We start from the raw sequence: 18,680 nt of genomic DNA, 5'->3' as shown, positions 1-18,680 counted from the left end.
ACGATCTACCAAGGAGGCCCAACATGACTACAGCAGTTGCGGATCGCACACTCACAACCGTTGACCGGTGCGACCGTTGCGGAGCCCAAGCATACGTCCGGGTTGTTCTCGAAGCCTCCGGCGGTGAACTGCTTTTCTGCGGTCACCACGCACGCGCCGTCGAACCGAACCTCCGTCCGCTCAGTTCCGACTGGCACGACGAGACCAGCCGCCTCAACGAGAAGGCGCCGGTTCCCGTCGACTAGACTTCGCGGTTAACGCAGTAGGGCCCCTCCTCGCGGAGGGGCCCTACTGCGTTAACCTGCTGGCAAGGCACTACGCGGCAAGGCACAAAGCGGGGTCACTGCCGGTCCATGGATCCGAGGGTCCTGGGCCGGAAGTGACCCCGCGTTGGCTTGGTGGGGGTGCCGCCCCGTGCTTAGTCGAGGTAGTCGCGGAGGACCTGGGAGCGGGATGGGTGGCGCAGCTTCGACATGGTCTTCGATTCGATCTGGCGGATGCGTTCGCGCGTTACGCCGTAGACCTTTCCGATTTCGTCTAAAGTCTTCGGCTGTCCGTCGGTCAGCCCGAAGCGCATCGCCACCACGCCGGCCTCGCGCTCGGAGAGCGTGTCCAGGACCGAGTGCAGCTGTTCCTGCAACAGGGTGAAGCTCACGGCGTCGGCCGGAACCACAGCCTCCGAGTCCTCGATCAGGTCGCCGAATTCAGAGTCACCGTCCTCGCCGAGCGGGGTGTGCAGCGAGATGGGCTCGCGGCCGTACTTCTGGACCTCCACGACCTTTTCCGGCGTCATGTCCAGCTCGATGGCCAGCTCTTCCGGGGTCGGTTCGCGGCCGAGGTCCTGCAGCATCTGGCGCTGGACGCGGGCCAGCTTGTTGATGACTTCCACCATGTGCACCGGGATGCGGATGGTCCGGGCCTGGTCGGCCATGGCGCGGGTGATGGCCTGGCGGATCCACCAGGTGGCGTAGGTGGAGAACTTGAAGCCCTTGGTGTAGTCGAACTTCTCGACCGCACGGATCAGGCCCAGGTTGCCCTCCTGGATCAGGTCCAGGAATAGCATGCCGCGGCCGGTGTAACGCTTGGCCAGCGAAACCACGAGGCGGAGGTTGGCTTCCAGCAGGTGGTTCTTGGCGCGCTTGCCGTCGTGGATGACGAATTCAAGCTCGCGCTTGAGCTTCGGGTCCATGGACCCGTCGTCGGCATTGATCTTTTCCTCGGCGAAGAGCCCGGCCTCGATCCGCAGGGCCAGGTCGACTTCCTGCTCGGCGTTCAGCAGGGCGACCTTGCCGATCTGCTTCAGGTAGTCCTTGACCGGGTCGGCGGTGGCGCCGGCGGACATGACCTGCTGGACCGGGGCGTCATCGTCGTCGGCGTCGGAGTAGACGAAGCCGGAGCCGGTGGCGGCAGCAGCCTTTCCAGCGGTCTCTTCGCCGTCCTCGCCGAGCTCGGCGGCGTTGGGGTTCGCCTCATCGAGGTCCTCGTCGGCCTCGTCAGCGTCCTCGTCCCGGGACTTATTGGCGGCTTCGGCCGCGGCTTTGGCGCCGGGCTTGGGTCCGCGCTTCTTGGGCGCAGGCTTGGATGCAGCCGGCGCGGCTTCATCGCCGGCGGCCGAGGCGGCGTCTTTTGCAGCCTTATTGGCTGCACGTGTGGCGGCACGCTTGGCGTTTGCCGCCGCCTTCTTCTCCTCGGGAGACAATACTGCCTGGTCGGCGGGTTCCTTCTTCGCGGAAGACGGGGTCACAGAAAACCTTTCTAGCGGCGGTCTGTGGAATCACCATACGGGCAACACCACTATGACCCTGTCAAGTCCGTGTTTCACATCAGGCGCAATCACGACCAGCAGAGTCATTCAATACAACTGCCGGGGCGACCGTAATGTTCCCTGTTTCCAAGGTTCGCTACCCACACCTAATACACGGACCCAACCGGGTCTCGGCAACCATTGTCTCACGATTTTTCGAATCGGTCCCTCGAAACGGCCGGGTCCTGCCCAACGCCGGGCCGCCGCCGCGGCTCAGGCGGCGTCGGGATCGAACTTCTGCCAGGCGGCGTCCCTCCGGCGGGCCCAGCCGCACAGGGTTCCGCGGCGGACCAGCTCCGCCAGCAGCTCAGCGAGCCGGTAGCCGGGCTGTTCGGCGGCGGCCGAGGCGAACAGCGCGTCGGCGAACGAACCGCGGCCGCGGCACCACTCAATCCAGCCCCGGGCCGTGAGCGACGCGGCCCGGGCTTCGCCGCCTCCGCAGTCTGCGAGCCGCACGAGGATCCGGTCCAGTGTGCCCAGGTTTACCCAGTCCGGCACTGGCGGTTCGAGGCCCAGGAGTAYGTCCCCATAGCCGGGGGTCCCCGCGGCCACGGCGCGCCCCGGCCCCGCACTGCCGGCCGCGGCGGTCGCCGGCGCCGGAGACCCGGTGGGCGGCTGTACCGGCGGGAACCCCTCGAGCTCGGGCAGCGGTGCGGGCCTGCCCGGGCCGCCCTCAAACATACCGAATTCCTCGGCACCGGCTTCGGCGGCGCGGCGCCCGGCGGCCGCCATGACCAGGACCGCGTCGCGCCACGCTGCTACTCGCAGGGTGGCTCTCAGGTAACCGGCCAGGCCGGGCCAAAGCGTGCTTTGCCCTGGTTCCGGCGGGGCGGAGTCCAGCGCGACGGACTTTGGTGCTGGTCCGCCGACCGACTGAGGCCCGGCGGCAGAGAGCACACGCTCCCACACGTCCAGCACCGCGCCGAACTGCGCCCGGTCCCGCCAACGCCCGGAGAACTCATCGGCCCACCGCTCCTCAGCCGCCAGCACTATCGGCTCACTCCGATCCGGCGCGGCCGCGAACACCTTGGGGGCTGCGCCGACGCTGCTGCCCCGGAAGACGAGCTCGGCATTGAGACGGCTGTTCCTGATTTCCTCAATCGGCCGCCCGTCCGATGGGCAGCAGGAGCTATCGGTGCAGTAGGCGTTGCGCCAGACCCGCTCCCCGACCAGCCAGGCGTCCCGGACCGGCAGCCCCGCCGCACCCAGGACGCGCTCCAGTTCCCGCAGGAGCCTGGCCGGTGCAGGCGAGCCCGGACCGCCGCCGTCGCGCGCCCCTGCGTCGGGTCCGTTCTTGCCGCCCGGCGCGGTGAAGATCGCGAGCAGGGTGCCGTCGGCGTCGTCGTCGGCCTCGAGATAGTCGCGGACGTTCCGGGCGAAGGCGGCCAGCCCGGGGCCGCGGCTGCGGGACGGGTCCGGGAGGTCGACGCGCAGGGTGGCGCCGAGCCGCTTCCCCTGCATGGTCATGGCGACGAGACTGTGGGTCGGCCAGTAGCCCAGCGAATGCGGGATGAACCCCAGGATGTCTTCGGGGCCGGTGACTTTCAGGTGGTCGGGAGGTGTCATAAGCCCAGCCTCCCCCGGGCCTGCCAGCCGGTCAGCCCGGCAGCTTCCCTATGTGGACAAGGGCAGCGGCAACCGCGGTGGACAAAGGCGGACGAGTCCCGTCAGGGGGTGCGGCGGCGCTCCGCGGCGGACCTGCGCCGCCCTGCCAGCGCCCTGAGCAGCGGCGGCACCACGACGCCTTGTGCCGCCATCTGCCGGCGCACCTTCCGCCTGATGACCAGGATGGCCGTCGCGCCGACCGCCAGCAGCACGAACTGCACGCACAGCGCCACCCGGAACGCGCCGAGGCTGTAGAGCCCCTCCGGCGAGAACCCCGCCACGTGCAGGGCGTCCAGGGTCACCCCGATCAGGAAGATCGACAGCAGCGCGGCGATGAAGCCGCCCACGTTGACGATGCCGGTGGCGGTGCCGATCCGATGGGCCGGGTTGAAGGTCCGGGCAAAGTCGAAGCCGATCATCGAACCGGGGCCGCCGATGGCCAGGACCACCACGAGGCCGGCGAGCAGCCAGAGCGGCGACCGGGCCGGCTGCAGCAGCACCGTGGCCCAGGCGGCGGCCGTGGCGCCGGAGATCAGCAGCACCATGGTGGAGCGGCGCAAGGGGTGGCGGGCCACGAAGCTGCCCATCAGCGGCCCGGAAGCAATCCCGGCGCCCACGTAGAGAGCCATCAGGACCGACACCGTGGCGGTGTCCAGCCCCTGCGCCGAGAGCAGGAAGGGGTAGCCCCAGGTCATGGCGAAGACGGTGCCGCTGAATTGGACCGTGAAATGGCTCCACATCCCCAGCCGGGTCCCCGGCTGACGCCAGGCCGCCGAGAGTGAAACGCCGGTCGCCCGGAGCCCCTGGGAAGGTTTCTGTGCGGCATGTCCCGGCGGCAGGTCCTGCAGCAGCACCACCACCAGCACGACAGCGAGCCCGGACATGCCGGCCAAGGTCAGGAAGGCGGGTGTCCAGCCGGCGGAGTGCAGGATGATCGCGAACGGCACCACGGAAAAGAGCTGGCCGAGCTGGCCGGACATGCCGGTGAGCTGGGTCAGCAACGGCACCTTGGACGGGGCGAACCAGAGCGGAATGAGCCGGATCACGGAGACAAAAGTCATCGCATCGCCGGCACCCACCAGCACGCGGCCCAGGACACCGCCGGGAATACTGTCGGCAAACGCCAGCTCAAGCTGCCCCAGACCCATCAACAGGGCACCGCCGGCCAGCATGGCGCGGGACCCAAACCGGTCCACGAGCACCCCGACCGGGATCTGCAGGGCGGCGTAAACCAGCAACTGCAGGACGGTGAAGAAGGAGATCTCGGCGGCGCTGGCGTGGAACCGGGCGGTCGCTTCCAGCCCCACGACGCCGAAGGAGGTGCGCTGGCTTACCGCCACCAGGTACGCGAAGACCCCGATGATCCAGATCAGCCAGGCGCGGGGTGAGGTCACTCCCCCATTATGCCCCGCTATTGCGCCCTACTCGTCTTAAAGCGTATTTATTCGCTCGGTTCCTCGCGGGCCAGATACGCCTCGACGGCGGCGCCGAGCGCATCGGCGTTGGGTAGCTGATCGTTCTCGTCCGCGAGCAAAGACCGGCGCACCGTGCCCTCGGCTTTCTCGTCGTACTTGGTCTCCAGCCGCGCCACGACCTGCCGGACCTCCTCGGAGGCATCGATCTGCTGGGCGATCTGCCGGCCTACTTCCCGGCCGGCCTCGCGCAGGCGGTCCGCCGGAAGCATCAGGGAGGTTGCGGCACCAAGGTATTCCAGCCCGGCGACGGCGGCCGTCGGGTACTCGGCCTCGGCCAGGTAATGCGGGACGTGGATGACGTAGCCCGCAATGTTCCGGCCCGCATCAATGAGCCGGAGTTCCAGGATGTGGCCGATGGCGGCGGGCACCTCGACGGTGGGCTTCCAGACGGAGATGCCCTCGATCAGTTCGGGCCGGTTGCCGTGCACGGTGACGCCCACCGGGCGGGTGTGCGGGACCGGCATCGGGATGGAGTGGATCCAGGCCGCGAGGTTGACGTCCAGATCCTGCACGATGCCGACGACGGCGCGGGCGAAACGCTCCCATTGCAGGTCCGGCTCGAACCCGGCCAGCAGCAGGAACGGCTTCCCAAGCCCGTCGATCAGCCGGTACAAGGCCAAGCTCGGGGCCTGGTAGTCCTGCAGGTGGTCCTCGACGAAACTCACCTGCGGCCGCCGCGAGCGGTAGTCGATCAGCTGGTCGGCGTCGAACTCGGCGATGAGCTCGGCGTCGAGGGTGTCGAGCAGTTCCGCGGTGATCTGCTTGACGACGTGGCCGGCATCGGCGAAGCCGGTGAAGCCCATCAGCAGGTTCAGCCCGCGCAGTTCGGGATTGCGGAACAGCGCGTCATCACGGACGTACAGCGTTTCGGGATCCAACAGGGAGCCGGAAATCCGTTCCATCACGGCATGTTCCTTTCGCAGTAGCAGGTGGAGGGTCGGGACCGCCGCTGAGTTCCGCAGGGCGGGACCCGCGGGAGCGGACCTCGCGGGAGCGCAGGCCCAGCTTGTGTGCCGGTACCTGCTACAACGCGCCGCCTCCCGGGGTAATTCCTGCCTTCGGTGTGGGCCAGCTCTCATTAAATTGAACTCCGGCGGCAGGGAGAGACTACGATCGGAACTGGCCTTAGAGACGGCCGTGCAGACACCCGGTGGCGTGCAAAGCCGACGGTGGCTCAGGTACCCAAGGCAGGGCGCCGAACATGCAGTTCCTGCCGAAATATCACAGAGAATTGAGGACTGTCCTCGTGCTTAAGAATACCGAAGTCAAGCTGAGTGCGATCGCCGGAGACTTGAAGAAGTCGCCGTCCGACGCCCTCGTCGTGGGCGTGGGGCAGGGCGCCGACGGCCCCGTGCTGCTGGACAACCCGCTGAGCGCCAAGGCGGCCGAAGCGCTGGCGGAGTCGCTGGGCGTTCTCGGCCTCACCGGCGCAGTGGACCAGGTGCACCGCCTCCCCGGACTTCCGGAGGCCGGCGCGTCCGTCCTCGTCCTCGCCGGCGTCGGCAAGGTCACCGCGGGTACCCCGCTTTCGGAGGAAGCCCTGCGCCGCGCCGCCGGCTCGGCGATCCGTCAGCTCGCCGGCATCGCCACCGTCACCCTCGCGCTTCCGACGCCGGACCTCGCCGCCGCCGCCGCCGTCGCCGAAGGCGCTGCGATGGGCGCCTACTCCTTCAACGAATACCGCACCGCGCAGGACGGCCGCAAGGACCCGGTCAAGAGCGTCCGGATCCTCACCGACCTCGCCGCGGACAAGGCGCTGGCCCCGGTGCTGGAGCGGGCCGCCCTGATCGGCAAGGCTGTCAACGCCACCCGCTCGCTGGTGAACCAGCCGCCGAGCCACCTCTACCCCGAAACCTTCGCCGAAGCCGCCAAGGATCTGGCGAAGGGCCTGCCGGTGAAGGTCACGGTCTGGGACGAGAAGCGCCTGGAGAAGGACGGCTTCGGCGGCATCCTCGGTGTCGGCAAGGGTTCCACCCGGCAGCCGCGCCTGGTCAAGGTCGAATACGCCCCTGCCAAGGCAACCGCCAAGATCGCGCTGGTGGGCAAGGGCATTACGTTCGACACCGGCGGAATCTCGCTCAAGCCGCACCTGGGCATGGGCGAGATGAAGTCCGACATGGCCGGCGCCGCCGTCGTCCTCAACACCGTCCTGGCCCTCGCCGAACTGGGCTTGCCGGTGAAGGCGACCGCCTGGCTGTGCATCGCGGAGAACATGCCCTCCGGCGCGGCCCAGCGCCCCGCCGACGTGCTGACCATATTCGGCGGCAAGACCGTCGAGGTCCTGAACACCGACGCCGAGGGCCGACTGGTCATGGCCGACGGGATCGTGGCCGCCAGCCAGGAGTACCCGGATGCGATCATCGACGTCGCCACCCTCACCGGAGCCCAGCTGATCGCCCTGGGCGACCGCACCGCCGGGGTGATGGGCGCCGACTCCGTCACCGGCGCGATCAAGGCCGCGGCCGACCGCGCCGGCGAGCTGGTCTGGCCGATGCCGCTGCCCGAAGAACTGCGCCCCAGCCTGGACTCGCAGGTGGCGGACATCGCCAACATCGGCGAACGCCACGGCGGCATGATGACGGCAGCCGTCTTCCTGCGCGAATTCGTCGGCCAGGCCAAGGACGGCGGGCAGATCCCGTGGGCCCACATCGACATCGCCGGGCCGTCCTTCAACAACGGCAGCCCTTACGGTTACAACCACAAGCAGGGCACCGGTTGCACGGTGCGCACCCTGGTGGCCTACGTCGAAGACATCCTCGCGAAGGCTGTCTAGGCGGACCCCGGCCGCCGGTACCGCAGGCCCAGCGTTCATGCGGACCTGTGCCCCGGGCTGATCCCCGGGCCACAGGGCCGCGTGAGACTGGACACAATGCGGTCCACAAACGCCACGGCAAGGTGGAGCATGGATTAGGCGTTCGCTAAGGTGAACCGTAGTTTCAAAACATTGAGCTTCACAGCAGTCGTTCCACAGCAATTCCCAACAGAAGTAATTCCAAACGAAAGGGAACCGGCCGGACCGCATAATCGCGGCAGACAGGTTCCAAGACCAGATGATGCGTACTCTCGTGTCATCGTTCACGCGAGGGAGCGTTTTAGTGGCCGATCAGGCAACTGCGCAAGAATTCGACATCCTGGTACTCGGCGGCGGCAGCGGCGGCTACGCCACCGCGCTCCGCGCCGTCCAGCTCGGCCTTACCGTCGGCCTCATCGAAAAGGGAAAGCTCGGCGGCACCTGCCTGCATAACGGCTGCATCCCCACCAAGGCCCTGCTGCACTCCGCGGAACTGGCCGACCACGCGCGCGACTCCGCCAAGTACGGCGTCAACGTGACCCTGGACAGCATCGACATCACCGCCGTCAATGCTTACAAGGACGGCATCATCGCGGGCAAGTTCAAGGGCCTGCAGGGACTCCTCAAGTCCAAGAAGGGCATCACCGTCATCGAGGGTGAGGGGAAGCTTCAGGGCACCGACACCGTCGTCGTGAACGGCACCGCGTACAAGGGCAAGAACATCGTCCTCGCGACCGGCTCGTACTCCCGCACGCTGCCGGGCCTCGAAATCGGCGGCAAGGTGATCACCTCCGACGAAGCCCTCACGATGGACTTCATCCCCAAGAGCGCCATCATCCTCGGCGGCGGCGTGATCGGCGTCGAGTTCGCCTCGGTCTGGAAGTCGTTCGGTGTCGACGTGACCATCGTCGAAGGCCTCCCGTCCCTGGTTCCGAACGAGGACGCGACGATCGTCAAGGCATTTGAGCGCGCGTTCAAGAAGCGCGGCATCAAGTTCTCCACCGGCGTCTTCTTCCAGGGCGTCGAGCAGAACGACGACGGCGTCAAGGTCACCCTCGTCGACGGCAAGACTTTCGAGGCGGACCTCCTGCTGGTCGCCGTCGGCCGCGGACCGGTTACGGCCAACCTGGGCTATGAGGAAGCCGGACTGACCATTGACCGCGGTTTCGTGATCACCAACGAGCGCCTGCACACCGGCGTCGGCAACATCTACGCGGTCGGCGACATTGTCCCGGGCGTCCAGCTGGCGCACCGCGGCTACCAGCAGGGCATCTTCGTGGCCGAGGAAATCGCCGGCCTGAAGCCGGTGGTGGTCGAGGACGTCAACATCCCCAAGGTCACCTACTCCGAGCCGGAAATCGCTACCGTCGGTTACTCCGAGAAGGCTGCCAAGGCCAAGTTCGGTGACGACCAGGTCGAGACCCAGGAATACAACCTCGCCGGCAACGGCAAGAGCTCCATCCTCGGCACGTCCGGCCTGGTGAAGCTGGTCCGCCAGAAGGACGGCCCCGTCGTCGGCGTCCACATGATCGGCGCCCGCATGGGCGAGCAGATCGGCGAGGCCCAGTTGATCGTGAACTGGGAAGCCTACCCGGAGGACGTGGCGCAGCTGGTCCACGCCCACCCGACGCAGAACGAGGCCCTCGGCGAGGCCCACCTCGCGCTTGCGGGCAAGCCCCTGCACGGCTAGCAGCACCGCAAGAACCCCGCGCGTAGTGCACCCGGCCCGAAAAGCCGGGTGCACTAAGCTCGATCAAGGCAGCAATCATCCGCACTAAAGATCAATAAGGAGAACGGGGACGACATGTCTGAATCCGTTAACTTGCCCGCCCTCGGTGAGAGCGTCACCGAAGGAACTGTCACCCGCTGGCTCAAGCAGGTAGGTGACCGGGTAGAGGTGGACGAGCCCCTGCTCGAAGTTTCCACCGACAAAGTAGACACCGAGATCCCTTCTCCGATCGCCGGCGTGATCGAGGAAATCCTCGTCGCCGAAGACGAGACCGCTGAGGTCGGCGCGCCCCTGGTCCGCATCGGCGACGGCTCCGGCTCCGCCGGGGCTGCCGCTCCGGCCGCCGAGGAAGCCCCCGCCGAGTCGCCGTCCGCTGCAGAGGCGCCGGCACCCGAAGCCGAGACCCCCGCGCCCGCTGCCGAGGCTGCTGCTCCGGCACCCGCCGCCGGGGCCGCCCCGGCCGGCGAGGGCCACGAAGTGACCCTCCCCGCTCTGGGCGAAAGCGTCACCGAGGGCACCGTCACTCGCTGGCTGAAGAGCATCGGTGACAGCGTCGAGGTCGACGAGCCGCTGCTGGAAGTTTCGACCGACAAGGTCGACACCGAGATCCCGTCTCCGGTCGCCGGCACGCTGCAGGAAATCCGCGTCGCCGAGGATGAAACGGCCGAGGTCGGGTCCGTCCTCGCCGTCATCGGTTCCGGCGCAGCCGCGCCGGCGCCAGCGCCGGAAGCTCCGAAGCAGGAGGCCCCCAAGCAGGAAGCCCCCGCACCCGAAGCCCCGAAGCAGGAGGCGCCCAAGCAGGAGGCCCCGGCTCCTGCCGCAGCCCCCAAGCAGGAAGCGCCCGCCGCACCCGCAGCCCAGGCCGCTCCGGCTGCAGGCGCCGAGTCCGGCTACGTCACCCCGCTGGTCCGCAAGCTGGCCAACCAGCAGGGCGTGGATATCGCCTCGCTGACCGGCACCGGCGTCGGCGGCCGCATCCGCAAGCAGGACGTACTGGCCGCGGCAGAGGCCAAGGCCGCCCCGGCCCAGGCTCCCGCACCGGCCGCGTCCGCAGCCCCGGCAGCGCGTCCCTCAGCAGATCAGTCTTCACTGCGCGGCACCGTGCAGAAGGCCCCGCGGATCCGCCAGGTCATCGCGCGCCGCATGCGCGAATCGCTGGACATCTCCACCCAGCTGACCCAGGTGCACGAGGTGGACATGACCAAGGTCGCGAAGCTGCGCGCCAAGGCCAAGAACTCCTTCCAGGCCCAGAACGGCTCCAAGCTGACCTACCTGCCCTTCATCGCCAAGGCCGTCGCCGAGGCCCTGAAGCAGCACCCGAAGGTCAACGCCTCCTACGACGAGGACAAGCAGGAGATCACCTACCACAACGCCGAGCACCTGGCGATTGCGGTGGACACCGACAAGGGTCTGCTGGTTCCGGTCGTTGCCGACGCCGGCAACCTGAACCTCGCCGGCCTGGCCGGCAAGATCGCCGACGTCGCCGACCGCACCCGCAACGGCAAGATCGGCCCGGACGAACTCTCCGGCGGAACCTTCAGCATCACCAACATCGGTTCCGTGGGCGCACTCTTCGACACCCCCATCATCAACCAGCCGCAGGTGGCCATCCTCGGCACCGGCGCGATCGTCAAGCGCGCCGTGGTGGTCTCCGATGAGAACGGCGACGACTCGATCGCGATCCGCTCCATGATGTATCTCTCCCTGACGTACGACCACCGCCTGGTGGACGGCGCCGACGCGGGACGCTTCCTGCAGACGCTGAAGGCACGCCTCGAAGAAGGCGCCTTCGAAGCGGACCTGGGCCTCTAGGCTCCCCCGCAACCCGGCCGGCCGGGTGAGCAGAGGGCATCTTCCCGCAAGGGAAGGTGCCCTCCACTCTTTGTGGACACTTTGTCGCTAAACTAGGCCCATGACCATACTTTTCTACATCCTGCTCTTCCTGCACATCATCGGCGCCTCCATGGTGGTTGGTATCTGGATCGCCAACATGAAGGCCCCCACGGTGCACCCGCGCCAGCGGGACGGCGCCTTCGTGCAGCTGATCACCGGCATCGCCATGATGGGAATCCTGCCGATCCTGCACAACCAGAACCCGGCCGAGTTCGATCCGAACTACTTCAAGCTCGGCATCAAGTTCGCCGTCGGCCTGGCAGTGGCCGTGCTTGCCCTGATTGGGGCACGGAAGGTCAAGAGGGGCGAAGCGGTTTCCACGGGCCTCGCCCACGGTGTCGGCGGCCTGGGGCTGCTCAACGTGGCCATCGCCACCCTCTGGCAGTAGCCTCCCCCCACGAACGACGACGGCGGCGCACCCAGGCGGGGTGCGCCGCCGTCGTCGTTAACCCTAGGATGGGGAACGGCAGGATCCGCCGCCTGGCCGGATCGCTGATCAATGACGCTGAGGAGTGGACATGGCAACGACACGCACCGCACACACTGTATGGAACGGCGACCTGATGACGGGTGCCGGCAACACCACGCTGGACAGCTCGGGCCTGGGGAATTTTGACGTCACCTGGAAGGCCCGCGCCGAGGCCGCCGAGGGCAAGACCAGCCCCGAGGAACTGATCGCCGCGGCGCACTCGGCCTGTTTCTCGATGGCCTTCAGCCACGCGCTGGCGCAGGCCGGGCACACGCCGGAGGAAGTCAATACCAAGGCCGACGTCACCTTTGAGCCGGGCACCGGCATCACGGGCAGCCACCTGACGGTCAGCGCCCGGATCCCCGGCATCTCCGAAGATGAGTTCCAGCGCATTGCCGAGGAAGCCAAGACCGGTTGCCCCGTCTCGGCTGCCCTCACCGGCATCAAGATCACCTTGGACGCCAGCCTGGCCTCCTAGCAGTCGGCGCGCCCGGATACGCCGAAGGCCTCCGCTCCGGATTTTACGGGGCGGAGGCCTTCTGCTGTGTGCGCTAGTTTTGCGTGCGGCGGGCCGGCAGCGGGCCCGGCAGCACCTTGCGGTAGCCCGCACGAAGCGGCGGCCGGTCGGTCGGGAGCTCCTGAATCATTTCCTTGAGCGCGCCGATGCCGTACTCCAGCTGCGGGTCCGTGCCGGCCGCGTAGGCGTGCGGCGGGAAGACGACCTCAATGTCGGGAGCGACGCCGTGGTTTTCGACGCCCCAGCCCACCCCGCCGGTGAACCAGGTGGCGTAGCGGGGCTGGGTGACGCCCGTGCCGTCCGCGAGGGCGAAGCGGTTGTCAATACCGACGACGCCGCCCCAGGTCCGGGTGCCGATGACCGGACCGATGCCACGCAGCTTGGAGACCTGGGTGATGATGTCGCCGTCGGAGCCGGCAAATTCGTCGGTCAGGATGATGACCGGGCCGCGCGGGGCGTGGTGCGGGTAGGTGCTCGGGCGCTCGCCCCGCGGCATGCTCCACCCGGTCACCTTGCGGCCGATCAGCTCCGCCACCAGCTGCGAGGTGTGGCCGCCGCGGTTGCGGCGGACGTCCACGATCAGGCCGTCGAGGGAGGTCTCGGTGTCCAGGTCGCGGTGCAACTGCGCCCAGCCGTTGGCCATCATGTCCGGGATGTGCAGGTATCCGAAGGTGCCCTGTGAGGCTTCCCGCACGGTGCGCCGGTTGCCCGCGACCCATTCCTGGTAGCGCAGCCGTTCCTCGTCCTTGACCGGCACGACGGCGACGCGGCGCTGCTCCCCGGCTCGCGGGCCGTGTCCGGCGCCGTTGAGCAGGGTGAGCTCGACGGCGCGGCCGGCGGCGCCAGCCAGCTGCATGGCCGGGGTCAGCGCTTCGGAGAGCTCGACGCCGTCGACGGCCAGCAGGACGTCGCCGGGCCTGGCGTCCGCGCCGGGCCGGGTCAGCGGCGAGGTGGCCAGCGGGTCGGAGGACTCCCCCGCCAGGATCCGGGTGATTTCCCAGCCCTCGCCGGTGAAGGCGAGGTCGGCGCCGAGGCGGCCCTGGCCGTTGCTGCCGTTCTCCGTCACGAGGGCGGGACGGACGTAGGCGTGGGAAGTTCCCAGTTCGCCGTGGAGTTCCCAGAGGAGGTCCACCAGGTCGTCGTGCGAGCCGAGCCGGTCCACGACCGGCCGGTAGCGGGCGTGCACGGAATCCCAGTCCTGGCCGGCCATGTCCTCGGTCCAGAAGAAGTCCCGCTGCAGCCGCCAGGCCTCGTCGAAGGCCTGGCCCCAGACGCTGACCGGATCCAGCTGGACCCGGATGCGGTTCAGCTCCACCTTTACCAGCTGGCCGGACTCTTCGTCGGCCTTGGCGGCGGTGGGCACGACACGGATCTGCTTGTCCTGGACCAGGACGACCTTTTCGCCGTCGCCGGTGAGCCGGTAGCTGTCCAGCGCCTCCACGATCGTGGTGCTGCGGCGCTTGGCGAGGTCAAACCGGACCAGGCTCGGTGCCGCGTTCTTGTCTTCCAGGCTGGCCCGGCCCTCTCCCGTGACGCCGGCCAGCTCGTGGTCGAGCCAGAGCAGGGCGCCGTCGGCGGCGGAGAGACCGGAGTAGTTGCCCTGCGGGACGGGGACGTTGATGACGCGGTGCGCGAGCCCCTGGGCGTCGACCCTGACCACCACCCCGGCGGCGTCCGCCGCCTTGTCCTTGCCGGTCCCCTGACCTGCGGCGTCAGATCCTGCGGCGTCAGATCCTGCGGCGGCGCCGGCGGCTGCCGGGACGTCCGGGAGCGCGACGCTCGGCCCGAACGGCGACGGCGTGTCGGCGGCCAGGGCCACGAGGTAGGGCTTGATCGGACTCGGGAAGGACAAGTCGAAGGAGTGTCCGTCGTAGACCGGGTCGAAACTGCGGTTGGACAGGAAGGCGAGGAATTTGCCGTCCGGGGTGAAGGCCGGCGACTCGTCCCGGAAGCGGCCGTCGGTGACATCGATGATGGCGGGCGGTGCCGCGCCGTCCTGCTGCTCCGTGTCCGTCTGCTGGCCGGCGGCGGCGATCCCGGCAAGACGCAGCCGGGTGCGGGAGCCGAAGGAAGTGACCGGCTCGGCCCAGCCCAGCCAGGCGGAGTCGGGCGACCAGCTGAACCCGTCGATGCTGCCCTCGCCGATGCTGCTCAGCAGGGTGAGGGCGCCGGTGCGCGTGTCCGCTAGGTAGATGTCGCCGAAGGAAGTGCCGACGGCGATCCAGTTGCCGTCGGGGCTTGCCTCCATGGCGCTGGCCCGGCTCGGCGTGGGGAAGTCGATCCGGGTCGGCTGGCCGGCCGCGGCACGCTCCATCGCGGAGGTGGCTCCGCCGGGCGCTGCGTCGCCGGCTCCGTCGCCGTGGGTTGAACCGTCCTGGGTTGCACCGTCCCGGGCCGCGCCGGGGGCCGCATCCGCAGCGACGACGGCAGCCGGGGCGGGGGCACCCTGCCCGGTCAGGGCGGCGGCGGAGACCGGCCTGGGCAGCGACGCCGGGGCGTCGGTGCCCTGCGGGGCCTCGCTGGCCTCCGGCGCGGTGACTGGCGCCGGGGCGGCCGCCTGGCCGTGCTGGGCGTGGCCGGTGACGGGCGCGGCGATGGACTTCAGGTAGAGCGCTTCGGCTCCCTCATGGTCTGCGATGTAGGCGATTCGGCCGGCGCCGAAGGGGCGCGGCAGCCGGGCGCGGACTCCCGGAGTGGCCTCGACGATGCGTGAGGGGCCGTCCTTATGCCGCAACCAGTGCAGGGTTCCGTGGGCTTCCACGGCGCTGGATTCCCCGGTGTGGTCGGGGATGACGTCGCCGAGGTGGCGGGAGGGCTTCAGCGCGGACGGGCGCCGGGACTGCGAGGCGGACCCCAGCGTGATATCCAGCTTGACGGCCTCGGCGTCGGCGTCGAGGCCGGGCAGGAGCCACAGCTCGCCGGCGGATTCAAAGACCACGCGGCGGCCGTCGGTGGCTGCGTGCCGGACGTAGAAGTCCTCGTGGTCCGTGTGGCGGCGCAGATCCGTGCCGTTGGGCAGCACGGAGTAGAGGTTGCCGTAGCCCTCATGGTCGGAAAGGAAGGCGATCCTGCCCTGGACCCACATGGGGTCGGTGAGGTTGCCGTCAAGTTCCGGCGCGAGCCGTTCGAATTCGCCGTTGCCGTCTGCGTCGATCCACAGTTTGCCGGCGGCGCCGCCGCGGTAACGCTTCCACCAGGCCGGTTCGCGGGACAACGCGCTGGCCAGGACCACCGGGCGCTCGTCGCCGACCACGGTGCCGAAGGCCACGGACTCGACCGGTCCGAACGGCAGTTCCGCGGCCCAGCCGCCGGCGACCGGCAGGCTGTAGGCGTGCGTGAGGCGGCTGTCCGCCTGCCGGAACGCACTCGTGACCACCACGTCGCCGCCCGGGGTGAAACCCTTCACCTTGGTGGAGCCGTGGCCGAAGTAGCTGAGCTGCCGGTATCCGCCGCCGTTGACGTCGGCGGTGACAACCTCCGGCGCCGTCCCCTGGATGACGGTCCACACCAGACGCTGGCCGTCGGGGGTGAAACGGGGGTTACGGGCGGGCAACTGCAGCGAGGAAACCCGCCAGGCCCGGCCGCCGCCGAGGGGCGCGATCCAGACGTCATCCTCGGCCACGAAGGTGACCAGATCGCCGTGCAGATGCGGGAAACGGAGGTAGCTCGAAGAGGTCATCGTACGATCATAGTCAAAAGCGCCCCTGCCGCCGGGGAGGTTTCCCTGCCGTGCCGGGCATGGTGAGATGGATCATGCGAATCCTAGTTGCCGGCGCCTCCGGGCTGATCGGAACCGCCCTGTCCAACACGCTGCGCGGCAGCGGGCACGACGTCGTGAGCCTGGTCCGGCGGCCGCCCGCCTCGGCCGCCGAGTTCCGCTGGGATCCCGCCGCGGGACGCATCGACGACGCGGCCCTCAAGGGCGCCGACGCCGTCATCAACCTTTCCGGCGCCGGGATCGGCGACCAGCCCTGGACGGCTCGCCGGATCAATGAGCTCAGCACGTCGCGGCTGGGTCCGACGCGGACCCTGACCGCGGCGATGGGCCGGATGGCTTCGCCGCCGCCGGTCTTCGTGAGCCAGTCGGCTTCCGGCTATTACGGCGACGCCGGCGCGGCCGTGCTGCGCGAGGATGCCCCGGCGGGCAGCGGCATCCTGGCCCGGATCTGCACGGACTGGGAAGCCGCGGCGCGCGAGGCGCCGGCCGGGGTCCGCGTGGTTACCCCCCGCACCGGCGTGGTGCTGAGCCGCAGCGGGGGTGCCCTCGGCCGGCTGCTGCCGCTGCTGCGCCTGGGCGCGGGCGGTCCGTTCGGCAACGGCCGCCAGTACTGGCCGTGGATCACGCTTCCGGACGTCGCCGGCGCCTTCGAGTTCCTGCTCACCGCCCCGCTCTCCGGCCCGGTCAACGTCTGCGCGCCCGAGGCCGCGGACGTGAATTCGCTAATTGCCGGTCTTGCCGCTGCACTCCACCGGCCTGCCTTGTTGCGGGTGCCGGCGCCGGTCCTGCGCCTCGCGCTGGGCCAGTTGGCAAATGAACTGCTGCTGGCCAGCCAGCGGATGGAGCCCGCGGCGCTGGCCGGGGCCGGATTCCGGTGGCAGCACGCCTCGCTGGCCCAGGCCGCGGCCTGGGTGGCGGCCCGCGGCTAGCCTCCGGCGGCGCGGGTGGGCCCGGCACCAGCCGCCGGCGGCCCGGGAAGGATTTCCTGGATCCGCCATCTGCCGTCCACCGGCAGCAGCACCAGGCGTAGCCGCTGTTCCGCGGCCGCCGGGGCTTCGGCGACCACCGTCCCCGTGCCGTCCCGTTCCCGATAGGGCGGCGACGCCACGCTGAGCGTCACGACCGCGCGCGCGGCCGTGCTCTCCGGCAGGCTCTCGACCGACGAGAGCCGGGCCTCAAAGCCGTCGAGCACGTGGCCGGACTCGACCAACCGGGCGCCCACCTCGGCGTCGGCGGCGGCGGCAGGTGACGCAGGGACAGTGACTTGCTCCAGCAGCCCCAGGCGCCCGCTGCCAAGGGCGTAGGAGCGGAGGCCGGCGAGGCCGCGAACGGCAACTTCCGGTCGGGCCGCCGCGAGCAGCTCCTGCAGTTCGGCCGGAACGGCTCCGGCGGCCGCGTCGGCGTCGGTCTGGGCAGCCCGCGCGTCGCCCGGCGCAGCGGCCGGCGCAGGCGCCCGCGTGGTTACCGGTCCGGGCAGCAGCGACGCCGCGAAGAGTCCTGCAACCGCAAGGAGCGCCGCCAGAACCAGTGCGGCGGCCGCCCTCCTCACGCCGGCCAACCTCAAGCCGGCCCGCGGGAAGCCGGCCTGGCGGCGGGCTTGGCGGGATGCGTGCCGTGCGGCGGTCGGCCCGGCCGCGGGACCGCGTCCCAGGCGCTGTCGGCGGCGAACCCGGCCCCGGAACGCGCGCAGCCGGGCCGCCCGGCGTTCCCGCCGACTCACGGGAAGCGACCGCCGGGTCAGCAGCTGCGGCAGCACGGTCGGGTGCACCGACACCGAGAGATCCACGGGGGCGGCCGGGGCGCTGCCGTAGATGGCGGCGGCCAGTTCGGAGGCGGACGGCCGCAGGCGCCGGTCGCTGCGCAGCCCCGCCTCCAGGGCCTCCGCCAACCCGGGCGGAACACCCGGGACCAGCAGCGGCAGCGGCGGACGCTGTAGCTCCGGCTCCGGCGCCCTGCCGGTAAGGCAGTACCAGCCCACCGCTGCCACGGCATAGACGTCGCCCTCCGGCTGCAGCCCGGTACGCACAGCATCCACCGGTGCGGGATCGCGGAACCCGTCCGTGCCGGCCCGGGACAGTTCCTGCGGGTCCGCCAGCATCCGGGCCACCCCCAGATCCGCGAGCAACGGTTTGCCCTGGGCGGTGAACAACACGTTGCCCGGTGACACGTCGCCGTGCGTAAAGCCCTTCCCGTGCAGATACGCAAGCGTCTGCGCTATTGGCGTCAGCACCGTGACCGCCTCACCCGGGCCCAGGCTGCCGCGGGCCGCCAGCAGCTCCGCCAGCGATCCACCCGGTGCATAGTCCAGCACCAGCCCCAGCCCGTCGCCGCCGGTCCGGTGGCGCACCCGCACCACGGCCTGCGCCTTGACCAGGTGCTCGTGGTCCAGGGCGGACAGGATCCGCACCTCTCGGCGCACCGCATCCTCGGCGCCCCCGGGCGGCGGCCGGTCCCCGGCGACGGCCCGGCGGGGGCGGGCCGGCGCGAAGCATTTGAGCGCCACGTCCCGACCCGACGCCCGGTCCGTGGCGAGCCAGACGGCAGCCGTGCCGCCGCGGCCCAACAGCCGCCCGACGTCGTAACCGGAGACCTCCGGGGCCGGTCCGGGATCCGGACGCGAAGACAGCTCGTATTCATCCATAGCTCAGGAATAGCCGATCCGCGGGATCCCCGCAGAAG

General features: G+C 69.7%; 13 protein-coding genes. 7 read left to right on the top strand and 6 right to left on the bottom strand.

Annotation, left to right across the window (positions count from 1 at the left end; genetic code table 11):
* The first annotated feature begins 23 nt into the window (after positions 1-23).
* Positions 24-245 carry a DUF7455 domain-containing protein gene (locus AC1DGI_RS08845; RefSeq protein WP_441403418.1) on the top strand — a complete coding sequence of 74 codons (222 nt, stop codon included), beginning with the start codon at positions 24-26 and terminating at the stop codon, positions 243-245.
* A gap of 173 nt (positions 246-418) precedes the next feature.
* Here the strand turns inward: AC1DGI_RS08845 and AC1DGI_RS08840 are convergent, their stop codons facing one another.
* The 4 genes from AC1DGI_RS08840 to AC1DGI_RS08825 all read right to left on the bottom strand — a co-directional run bounded on the left by AC1DGI_RS08840 (position 419) and on the right by AC1DGI_RS08825 (position 5,789).
* On the bottom strand, positions 419-1,744 hold the full coding sequence (locus AC1DGI_RS08840; protein ID WP_476898506.1) for an RNA polymerase sigma factor: 1,326 nt from the start codon (positions 1,742-1,744) through the stop codon (positions 419-421).
* Between the two features lie 273 nt (positions 1,745-2,017).
* A complete protein-coding gene (locus AC1DGI_RS08835; RefSeq protein ID WP_476898505.1) occupies positions 2,018-3,370 on the bottom strand; it encodes a DUF4192 family protein in 1,353 nt (450 codons plus the stop codon).
* 101 nt (positions 3,371-3,471) lie between these two features.
* Positions 3,472-4,803: an MFS transporter gene (locus AC1DGI_RS08830; RefSeq protein ID WP_476898504.1), complete on the bottom strand. Its 1,332-nt coding sequence runs from the start codon at positions 4,801-4,803 to the stop codon at positions 3,472-3,474.
* Positions 4,804-4,850: 47 nt separating this feature from the next.
* Complete coding sequence (locus AC1DGI_RS08825; RefSeq protein WP_476898503.1) at positions 4,851-5,789, bottom strand: proteasome assembly chaperone family protein; 939 nt, start codon at positions 5,787-5,789, stop codon at positions 4,851-4,853.
* A gap of 341 nt (positions 5,790-6,130) precedes the next feature.
* Here AC1DGI_RS08825 and AC1DGI_RS08820 point away from each other — a divergent pair, with 341 nt between their 5' ends.
* From AC1DGI_RS08820 to AC1DGI_RS08800, 5 genes are all read left to right on the top strand, one after another.
* On the top strand, positions 6,131-7,657 hold the full coding sequence (locus tag AC1DGI_RS08820; RefSeq protein WP_441402452.1) for a leucyl aminopeptidase: 1,527 nt from the start codon (positions 6,131-6,133) through the stop codon (positions 7,655-7,657).
* A 322-nt stretch (positions 7,658-7,979) separates the two neighbouring features.
* Entirely contained in the window at positions 7,980-9,365 is a 1,386-nt protein-coding gene (gene lpdA, locus AC1DGI_RS08815; protein ID WP_476898502.1) for a dihydrolipoyl dehydrogenase, read from the top strand.
* A 114-nt stretch (positions 9,366-9,479) separates the two neighbouring features.
* Positions 9,480-11,216, top strand: a complete 1,737-nt coding sequence (sucB, locus tag AC1DGI_RS08810; protein ID WP_476898501.1) for a 2-oxoglutarate dehydrogenase, E2 component, dihydrolipoamide succinyltransferase — start codon at positions 9,480-9,482, stop codon at positions 11,214-11,216.
* 100 nt (positions 11,217-11,316) lie between these two features.
* Complete coding sequence (locus AC1DGI_RS08805; protein WP_476898500.1) at positions 11,317-11,685, top strand: hypothetical protein; 369 nt, start codon at positions 11,317-11,319, stop codon at positions 11,683-11,685.
* A gap of 130 nt (positions 11,686-11,815) precedes the next feature.
* On the top strand, positions 11,816-12,244 hold the full coding sequence (locus AC1DGI_RS08800) for an OsmC family protein (protein ID WP_476898499.1): 429 nt from the start codon (positions 11,816-11,818) through the stop codon (positions 12,242-12,244).
* Positions 12,245-12,317: 73 nt separating this feature from the next.
* Here AC1DGI_RS08800 and AC1DGI_RS08795 read toward each other — a convergent pair whose 3' ends face one another.
* Positions 12,318-15,962 carry a S41 family peptidase gene (locus tag AC1DGI_RS08795; RefSeq protein WP_476898498.1) on the bottom strand — a complete coding sequence of 1,215 codons (3,645 nt, stop codon included), beginning with the start codon at positions 15,960-15,962 and terminating at the stop codon, positions 12,318-12,320.
* Positions 15,963-16,036: 74 nt separating this feature from the next.
* Between AC1DGI_RS08795 and AC1DGI_RS08790 the strand changes: the two genes are divergently transcribed.
* Positions 16,037-16,930, top strand: coding sequence for a TIGR01777 family oxidoreductase (locus tag AC1DGI_RS08790; RefSeq protein ID WP_476898497.1), 894 nt, complete (start codon positions 16,037-16,039; stop codon positions 16,928-16,930).
* Here AC1DGI_RS08790 and AC1DGI_RS08785 read toward each other — a convergent pair.
* Positions 16,927-18,642 carry a serine/threonine-protein kinase gene (locus AC1DGI_RS08785; protein WP_476898496.1) on the bottom strand — a complete coding sequence of 572 codons (1,716 nt, stop codon included), beginning with the start codon at positions 18,640-18,642 and terminating at the stop codon, positions 16,927-16,929. The two genes, AC1DGI_RS08790 and AC1DGI_RS08785, sit on opposite strands and share 4 nt — an antisense overlap.
* Between the last annotated feature and the right edge of the window lie 38 nt (positions 18,643-18,680).

It is taken from the genome of Arthrobacter sp. 05N428_2 (assembly GCF_056397065.1).
The sequence above is the reverse complement of the archived record's forward strand: the minus strand, read 5'-3'. Positions and strand labels throughout refer to the sequence as shown.

Coding starts and splice junctions, on each gene's coding strand:
- AC1DGI_RS08845 (WP_441403418.1), top strand. CDS start 24: ATGACTACAGCAGTTGCGGATCGCACACTCACAACCGTTGACCGGTGC.
- sucB (WP_476898501.1), top strand. CDS start 9,480: ATGTCTGAATCCGTTAACTTGCCCGCCCTCGGTGAGAGCGTCACCGAA.
- AC1DGI_RS08805 (WP_476898500.1), top strand. CDS start 11,317: ATGACCATACTTTTCTACATCCTGCTCTTCCTGCACATCATCGGCGCC.
- AC1DGI_RS08800 (WP_476898499.1), top strand. CDS start 11,816: ATGGCAACGACACGCACCGCACACACTGTATGGAACGGCGACCTGATG.
- AC1DGI_RS08795 (WP_476898498.1), bottom strand. CDS start 15,962: ATGACCTCTTCGAGCTACCTCCGTTTCCCGCATCTGCACGGCGATCTG.
- AC1DGI_RS08790 (WP_476898497.1), top strand. CDS start 16,037: ATGCGAATCCTAGTTGCCGGCGCCTCCGGGCTGATCGGAACCGCCCTG.
- AC1DGI_RS08785 (WP_476898496.1), bottom strand. CDS start 18,642: ATGGATGAATACGAGCTGTCTTCGCGTCCGGATCCCGGACCGGCCCCG.